The organism is Frankia sp. CoWAU3 (assembly GCF_977971855.1).
On record NZ_CDWWXB010000012.1, the window covers coordinates 9,488 to 17,929 of the forward strand.

Genomic DNA, 8,442 nt, shown 5'->3' on the forward strand with positions numbered 1-8,442 from the left:
CCACGGCCCTTGCGCCGCCGCCCCCGGCGGAGTCGGGGCCGGCCTCGCCCGCCGGACCGGTTCCGGCCGCGAGCGAGACATCCCCCGCGCCGCGGGTGTCCCGGCAGGCTGCCGGCTCGGACGGCACCGCTACCCGCACCCGTTCCCGCCGTGGAGCCTCTCGGGCGGCGGCGAGCCCCGCCGCCGAGCAGCCGACCCTGCCCGAAACGGCGGCTGGGGACACGGTCGTGGAGACCCGGGCCGGATCGGTTGTGGACGCCCGGGCCGGATCGGCCGCTTCCGCCCAGCCGACCGTGTCCGCCCAGCCGGCCGGGGCGCCCGCGTCGGCTCCGCCGGCCGCCGCGTCCCACCGCCAGACCGATGCCGGTCCCCGGAGTCGGGAGGACCGTCGGGATCGTTCCGCCGACAACGGCCGGGTGAGCGCGAGTGACCGTCAGGGCGGTGAGGCCGGCGGCGAGCGTGCCACGGCGGACCGCCAGGGCGCGGACCGTCGCTCCGGTACGGACCGTCAGTCCGCTGATCGTCCCAGCCGCGTGGATCGCACCCAGCAGGGTGACCGGTCCGGGGCAGAGCGTTCCGGCGGCGACCGGCCCGGGCAGGGAGGGCAAGGGGGGCAAGGCGAGGACGACTTCGCCGCCCGTGGCCGGCGGGGCCGCTTCCGGGAACGCGGTCGTAACCGCGGTCGCGGCGGGCAGGCCGGCCCGAGCGAGAACGAGCCGGTCCTGCGCGAGGACGACGTCCTGGTCCCCGTCGCCGGCATTCTCGACGTTCTGGATAACTACGCCTTCGTGCGGACCAGCGGGTACCTGACCGGCCCGACCGACGTCTATGTCAGCCTCGCCCAGGTGCGTCGCAACGGGCTGCGCCGCGGTGACGCCATCACCGGTGTCGTCCGCGCCCCGCAGGAGGGCGAGCAGCGCCGGGACAAGTACAACGCGCTGGTCCGGCTCGACACCATCAACGGGATGGAGCCCGAGGAGGCACGCGGCCGGCCGGAGTTCACCAAGCTGACTCCGCTCTACCCCCAGGAGCGGCTGCGGCTGGAGACCGAGCCCCACATGCTGACCACGCGGGTCATCGACCTCGTGATGCCGATCGGCAAGGGGCAGCGGGCCCTGATCGTCAGCCCGCCCAAGGCGGGTAAGACGATGGTGCTGCAGTCCATCGCGAACGCGATCACGACGAATAACCCGGAAGTCCACCTCATGGTCGTGCTCATCGATGAGCGGCCGGAGGAGGTCACCGACATGCAGCGGTCGGTCAAGGGCGAGGTCATCGCGTCCACCTTCGACCGTCCACCGGCCGACCACACCAATGTCGCCGAGCTGTCCATCGAGCGGGCCAAGCGCCTGGTCGAGTTGGGCCACGACGTCGTCGTGCTGCTCGACTCGATCACCCGGTTGGGCCGTGCCTACAACCTGGCGGCCCCGGCCTCCGGTCGTATCCTGTCCGGTGGTGTCGACTCGACGGCGCTCTACCCGCCGAAGCGGTTCCTCGGCGCGGCCCGCAACATCGAGAACGGCGGGTCTCTGACGATCATTGCGACGGCGCTGGTGGAGACCGGTTCGACGATGGACATCGTGATCTTTGAGGAGTTCAAGGGAACCGGCAACGCCGAGCTCAAGCTCGATCGCAAGATTGCCGACAAGCGGATCTTCCCCGCGGTGGATGTCGACGCCTCCGGTACCCGCAAGGAGGAGATTCTGCTTGCCCCGGACGAGCTCGTGATCATGCACAAGCTGCGTCGCGTGCTCCATACCAGGGAGACCCAGCAGGCCCTCGAGCTCCTGCTCGATCGGCTCAAGCAGACCAGGACGAACTACGAGTTCCTGATGCAGATCGCCAAGACCGCACCGCCTCAGGATTAGCCTTCCCCCACACGGCGGCTTCGGCGCAGTGTGGGGGTCCCTGGCCCAGGGCGCCGTTCGGGGTTTCCGCGCGATCGCCTTCGGCGATCTTGCTGGGGGGTCGTTGGGGGCTTCGGCGCAGCGTGGGGATCCCTGCACCGGCTGGCGGTCGGCGCATCCGGCCTCTGGCAGACTGGCAGCAGACCGGCTCCGGTTCACGTCGTCCACGCGGGACGACGACCCGGCGGCCACTTTGAAAGAGGGATCATGAAGCCTGACGTCCACCCGACCTACCACGAGACGACGGTCACCTGTACCTGCGGGAACACCTTCACCACCCGCAGCACCAAGGAGAACGGCGCCGTCAACGCCGAGGTCTGCTCGCAGTGCCACCCGTTCTACACCGGCAAGCAGAAGATCCTCGATGTCGGCGGCCGGGTCGAGAAGTTCGAGCGCCGGTTCGGCCGGCGGCGCCCCGGCGAGAAGGCCGGCGGCGCGAAGTAGCTCGGCCGCGGCGCCCGTCCGGACTCCGGACGGGCGCCGTTCGCGTCTGGGACGGACGATACCCGTCCCACCGACCCCCTCCCGGAACCGTGACGCGTTCCAGGACCATGACGTGCGAAGGAACCACGATGACGTCCCCGCTCGACGGCCTGATCGCCGAGCACGCCGAGATCGAGGGGCAGCTCGCCGACCCGGCGGTGCACAACGACCCCGCGAAGGCGCGCGCCCTGAGCCGTCGCTACGCGCAGCTCGCCCCGGTCGTGGATCTTGCGCGCGAGCTCGACCGGGTGGAGGGAGACCTCGCTGCCGCCCGCGAGCTCGCGGTGCTGGACCCGTCGTTCCGGGACGAGGTCCATGATCTCGGCGAGGAGCTGGCCCGGCTCAACGACCGACTGCGGGCCTACCTCGTCCCGATCGACCCCGACGACGCCCGGGACGCCATCCTCGAGGTCAAGGCCGGCGCCGGTGGCGAAGAATCGGCGCTGTTCGCCGGAGACCTGCTCCGGATGTATCTGCGCTATGCCGAACGGCGCGGCTGGAAGACCGAGATCCTCGACGCCAACCCCTCCGACCTCGGCGGTTACCGTGATGTCAGCGTGGCGGTGAAGGCCCGGGGACCCGCGGGCCCCGGGGACGGTGTCTATGGCCGGCTGCGCTTCGAGGGCGGGGTGCACCGCGTCCAGCGGGTGCCCGTCACCGAGTCCGCCGGACGTATCCACACCTCGGCGGCCGGGGTCCTGGTGCTTCCGGAGGCCGAGGAGGTTGATGTCGAGATCGACCCGAACGACCTGCGCATCGACGTGTTCCGCTCGTCCGGCCCCGGTGGGCAGAGTGTCAACACCACGGACTCCGCGGTCCGGATCACCCATATCCCGACCGGTGTGGTGGTCTCCTGCCAGAACGAGAAGAGCCAGCTACAGAACAAGGAGTCCGCGCTGCGGATCCTGCGGGCCCGTCTGCTCGGGGCGGCCCGGGAGAAAGCCGAGTCGGAGGCGTCGCTGGCGCGTGCCAGCCAGGTCCGCACGGTGGACCGGTCGGAGCGGGTCCGGACCTACAACTTCGCCGAGAACCGGATCAGCGACCATCGGGTCGGCTACAAGGCACACAACCTCGACCAGGTGCTCGACGGGGAGCTCGACGAGGTCCTCGACGCGCTGGCCGCCGCGGACCTCGACGCGCGGCTGGCGGCTCAGGCGTCATGACCGGCCCGCCGGCCGTGCAGGGGCGCTCACGGGGCACGGAGCAGGAGCAGCCGGGCCGGGGTGCGTCCCCGCATTCGGGCTCCACGGATCCCCTGAGCCCGGTGCGCCACGCGGCCGACCTGACACCGCTGGCCGCGTGGTTGGCGGCGGCGACCGACCGGTTGCGTGCGGCCGGGGTGGCGAGCCCCCGCGCCGACGCCGAGCAGCTCGCTGCCTTCGTGCTCGCGGTGCCCCGCGGCAGGCTGGCACTGCTCGACGACGTCACGGCGGCGGCAGCGCGGCGGCTGGACGAGCTCGTGGCCAGGCGCGCGCAGCGGGTGCCGCTGCAGCACCTGACCGGTGCCGCCGGCTTCCGCCACCTCGATCTCACCGTCGGCCCCGGGGTCTTCATCCCGAGGCCCGAGACGGAGTCTGTCGTCGAATGGGCGCTTACAGAGCTCACCGGGTCCGCCGAGGCCCGGCGGCCGGGACCGTTGTGCGTCGATCTGTGTGCGGGCTCGGGGGCGATCGCGCTGTCCCTGGCGGCGGAGCTGCCCGGCGCGACGGTGCACGCCGTGGAGGTCGACCCGGCGGCGGTGGTCTGGCTGCGACGCAACATCGCCGGCACCGGTCTTCCCGTGACGGCGCACGCAGCCGACATCGCCGCGGCGCTGCCCGAGTCGCTCACCCGACTCGCCGGGACGGTCGACCTGATCATCAGCAATCCGCCGTACCTCCCCGACGCCGACCGCCACACGGTGGAGCCCGAGGTGGGCGAGCATGATCCGGCCCGTGCCCTGTGGGGGGGGCCCGACGGGCTCGACGTGGTGCGTACGGTTGTCGGGGTGGCTGCGCGGCTCCTGCGGCCAGGCGGTCTACTCGTCATCGAACACGCCGACGGCCACGGGGTGTCGGCGCCCGAGCTGCTTCGCGCCGACGGTCGCTGGTCGCACGTGGCGGATTATCGGGACCTGGCCGGCCGGGACCGGTTCGTCGCCGGCCGGCGCGGGGCGTCCCGTGAGCCCCGATCCTGAGGACGAACCCTGATCCTTGAGAAGAGGACGGGCAATGGAACGTTTCGACTGCTCTGACGAACGGGAGCGGGCCCGCGGTCTCGACGCGGCGGTCGGCACCGTCGCCCGGGGCGGGCTGGTTGTGCTCCCTACCGACACGCTCTACGGGCTGGGCGCCGACGCCTTCGATCGGGACGCGGTGGCCTCGCTGCTGGCGGCAAAGGGGCGTGGCCGGAACATGCCGGTTCCGGTCCTGGTCGGCTCCTGGCGCACCCTCGACGGGCTGATCGAGCGGATGACCCCCCAGGTCCGGGAGTTGATCACCGCATTCTGGCCGGGCGGGCTGACGCTGGTGGCCCGGCACACCCCGTCGCTGCGCTGGGATCTCGGGGAGAGCCGGGGCACGGTGGCGGTGCGCATGCCGCTGCACCCGGTGGCGATCGAGCTGCTGGGTCGGACCGGGCCGATGGCCGTCTCCAGCGCGAACATCAGTGGCCAGCCTCCGGCGACGACGATCGACGAGGCGCTGCACCAGCTCGGCGGTGCCGCGGATGTCTATCTCGACGGGGGACCGTGCCCGGCCGCCGTCCCCTCGACCATCGTCGACTGCACCGGGGAGGTGCCCGTTGTACTGCGCAGCGGTGCGATTGGCCTCACCGCGCTGCGTGCGGTGCTGCCGCTGATCCGGGAGCCCGTGAACCGATGAGCCCGTAGCTCGCAGGCGGCTCCGCGTGCCGGAGCCGGTCCGGACGGTCCGGGCCGGGATACGGTCCGGGCCGGGGTGGGCATGACGCCGCTGATCGTCCCGGCGGGAGAGTCCCGTACGATCCTGAACCGGGTCGCGGGGCGATGGTCACAGCGGGTGGCTTCGGGTAGATCCGGGTGGATGGTGTTCCCGGGCCAGAGGAGCATGGGGTGACCGGGTCGCCCGCGCGGCGGCACCGGTCATCGGTTGCCGGTTGTGGCGCGGTCGCCGTTCCAGCGCGGTCGCCGTTCTAACGCAGGAGGTTAGAAACGTCATGAGCACCCCGTTCTGGGGCCCGGACTTCGACCAGCTGAGCGCGACGGATCCGCAGATCGCGGAGGTGGTCCTCGATGAGCTGGACCGGCTGCGCGGCGGCCTGCAACTCATCGCGAGCGAGAACTTCACGTCCCCGGCGGTGCTGGCGGCGCTGGGCTCGACGTTGTCGAACAAGTATGCCGAAGGGTATCCGGGTCGGCGTTACTACGGCGGTTGCCAGGTGGTCGACCGGGCCGAGGAGATCGGCATCGCCCGGGCGAAGCAGCTCTTCGGCGCGGAGCACGCCAACCTGCAACCGCATTCGGGCTCGTCGGCGAACTTCGCCGTGTACGCGGCGCTGCTCACGCCCGGTGACACGGTCCTGGCGATGTCGTTACCGCATGGCGGTCACCTCACCCATGGCAGCAAGGTGAGCTTCTCCGGTAAGTGGTTCAACGTGGTGGCCTACGGCGTGCGGGAGGACACCGAGCTGATCGACTACGACCAGGTGCGGGAGCTCGCCCGCCAGCACCGGCCCAAGATGATCATCTGTGGGGCGACGGCCTACCCACGTCTGATCGACTTCGCCGCGTTCCGCTCGATCGCCGACGAGGTCGGTTCGTGGCTGATGGTGGACGCGGCGCACTTCATCGGTCTGGTCGCCGGGGGCGCGATCCCGAGCCCCGTTCCCTACGCCGACGTTGTCAGCTTCACCACCCACAAGGTGTTGCGCGGCCCGCGAGGGGGCATGATCCTCGCGCGTGAGGAGCTGGCTTCCCGCATCGACAAGGCCGTGTTCCCGTTCAGTCAGGGTGGCCCGCTGATGCACGCGGTCGCGGCGAAGGCCGTCGCGTTGCGGGAGGCGGCCTCGCCTGCTTACGCGCAGTACGCTCGCCAGGTGGTGGCCAACGCGCAGCGGCTCGCCGACGAGCTTGCCGCCGAGGGCATCCGGCCCGTCGCCGGTGGCACCGACACCCATCTCGCCCTGCTCGACCTGCGGGAACTCGGGGTCAGCGGCAAGGAAGCCGAGGCGCGTTGCGACGCGGCCGGCATCACCCTGAACAAGAACGCCATTCCCTATGACCCGCAGCCGCCCGCGATCTCCTCCGGCATCCGGGTGGGAACCCCGGCGGTCACCACCCAGGGGATGGGCGAGGGGGAGATGAAGGAGATCGCGGGGCTGATCGCCCACGCGGTGCGTGAGCCGGACACCGCCGCTGACGTCGCGGCGGCGGTGTCCGCGCTCGTCGCCCGGCATCCGGCCTATCCGCGGTAGGGGTCGATCCGCGGTGGGGGATCAGGCGGTTCCGCACGGCCGCGGCAGCAGGCGGCAGTAGCCGGATCCGGGTCCGGCAGGCGGGAGATGCCCGACGGTGCGCGAGTACCTGCTCGTCTTCGTGGTCTCGGCGGCGGTGACCTTTCTCGCCACGCCGGTGGCACGCGTCTTCGCCATGCGCATCGGTGCCGTCGCCGGGGTACGTGCCCGCGACGTCCACTCCACCCCGACGCCCCGGCTGGGGGGCCTGGCCATGCTTGCCGGGCTCTACGCCGGGTTCGGGGTGGCGGACCGCCTGCCGTTCCTCTCGGTGGTCTCCCAGGACTGGTCGGAGATCCGGGCGGTGCTCGTCGCCGGCACCTTGATCTGCCTGCTCGGCGTCGCCGACGACCGATGGGAACTGGACTCCCTGACCAAACTGGCCGGGCAGGTCGCCACGGCCGGCATCATGGTGCTCCTCGGCGTCCAATGGACGTTTGCGATCAATCGGGACAGCGAGACGACGCTGAGCCTGGGACCGGAGACCGCGGTCCCGCTGTCCATCCTCGCCACGGTCGTGCTTATCAACGCGATGAACTTCATCGATGGCCTGGACGGCCTCGCGGCGGGCGTCGCGGCGATCGCCGCCGGCGCGACCTTCTACTTCGCCTATCAGATCGCAGTGATCAACGGCTTCTACCGGGCCTCCCCGGCGGCGCTCCTGGCCGCCGTGACCGCCGGGGTCTGCATCGGCTTCCTGCCGCACAATTTCAATCCGGCCCGGCTGTTCATGGGGGACTCGGGCTCGATGCTCATCGGCCTGCTGTCGGCCGCATCGATGATCTCCGTGACCGGTCAGGTGGCCTACGGGGGTTACGCTGGACCCTCACGGTCCTACCCGTCGCTGATCCCGTTGGCGATACCCCTGGCCGTGCTCGCCGTTCCGTTTCTCGATCTCGGGCTCGCGGTCGTCCGGCGGACGAGGGCGGGGCGCTCGCCGTTCGCGGCGGACAAGATGCATCTCCACCACCGCATGCTGGAAATCGGTAATTCGCACGTGAGGGCGGTTCTCTTCATGTATTTCTGGGCGGCTCTGGTCGGGTTCGGAGGTGTCGCCGCGTCGTTCTCCAACTCCCCGTTGCCGATCCTGGTCGCCACCGTCGGAGTGGGCCTCGCGGTCCTGATCGCGCTGCTGATCAGGACCCAGCGATCGGCGCGGCGCGCATGATCGTGCCGGCGGCCCGGGTGATCCGGCTGGGAGCGGCGCTGACCGGGGTGCTGGCGGTCCCGGCGGTGGGGCTCGCGGTGGTCCTGCGCGGCGGGACGGGCGCCCTGAGTGCCGCGGTCGGCCTGATGATCGTCATGGCGTTCTTCGGTATCAGCAAGGTGGCGGTCGGGGCCGTCGCGCGCCGGGCGCCGCATCTGCTCCTGCCGGCGGCCCTTGGCACCTACGCGGCGAAGGTAGCACTGCTGGGTGTCCTGCTCGTGGTGATCCAGGACACGGAGGCCCTTGACCTGCCAGCCTTCGCCTGGTCGATTTTCGCCGGGGTCTTCGGGTGGATGGGTGCCGAGCTCTGGGTCGCGACCCACACCCGGATGCCCTTCTACGACCCGGAGCGTCCCGGCGCGTGGGACGCCTCGC

The 8,442-nt window shown here is 71.2% G+C and carries 8 protein-coding genes; all 8 read left to right on the forward strand.

Features of this window, described 5'->3' with window-relative positions; all coding sequences use genetic code 11:
* The coding region (gene rho, locus AC08ON_RS02670) for a transcription termination factor Rho (RefSeq protein ID WP_476616390.1) at window positions 1–1,868 on the forward strand (1,868 nt) is incomplete at its 5' end.
* A 246-nt stretch (window positions 1,869–2,114) separates the two neighbouring features.
* On the forward strand, window positions 2,115–2,351 hold the full coding sequence (gene rpmE, locus AC08ON_RS02675; RefSeq protein ID WP_476606300.1) for a 50S ribosomal protein L31: 237 nt from the start codon (window positions 2,115–2,117) through the stop codon (window positions 2,349–2,351).
* Between the two features lie 128 nt (window positions 2,352–2,479).
* The gene (prfA, locus tag AC08ON_RS02680) at window positions 2,480–3,553 is read left to right on the forward strand and encodes a peptide chain release factor 1 (protein ID WP_476606299.1); all 1,074 of its coding nucleotides are present in this window, start codon (window positions 2,480–2,482) and stop codon (window positions 3,551–3,553) included.
* The gene (prmC, locus tag AC08ON_RS02685) at window positions 3,550–4,566 is read left to right on the forward strand and encodes a peptide chain release factor N(5)-glutamine methyltransferase (protein ID WP_476606298.1); all 1,017 of its coding nucleotides are present in this window, start codon (window positions 3,550–3,552) and stop codon (window positions 4,564–4,566) included. The genes prfA and prmC overlap by 4 nt, the downstream gene beginning before the upstream one ends.
* 34 nt (window positions 4,567–4,600) lie before the next feature.
* Window positions 4,601–5,251, forward strand: coding sequence for an L-threonylcarbamoyladenylate synthase (locus tag AC08ON_RS02690; protein WP_476609278.1), 651 nt, complete (start codon window positions 4,601–4,603; stop codon window positions 5,249–5,251).
* A 313-nt stretch (window positions 5,252–5,564) separates the two neighbouring features.
* Window positions 5,565–6,821 carry a serine hydroxymethyltransferase gene (locus AC08ON_RS02695; RefSeq protein ID WP_476606296.1) on the forward strand — a complete coding sequence of 419 codons (1,257 nt, stop codon included), beginning with the start codon at window positions 5,565–5,567 and terminating at the stop codon, window positions 6,819–6,821.
* 97 nt (window positions 6,822–6,918) lie between these two features.
* Window positions 6,919–8,028: an MraY family glycosyltransferase gene (locus tag AC08ON_RS02700; RefSeq protein ID WP_476606295.1), complete on the forward strand. Its 1,110-nt coding sequence runs from the start codon at window positions 6,919–6,921 to the stop codon at window positions 8,026–8,028.
* On the forward strand, window positions 8,025–8,442 hold a 418-nt coding region (locus AC08ON_RS02705), incomplete at its 3' end, for a hypothetical protein (protein WP_476616391.1). The genes AC08ON_RS02700 and AC08ON_RS02705, both read left to right, overlap by 4 nt.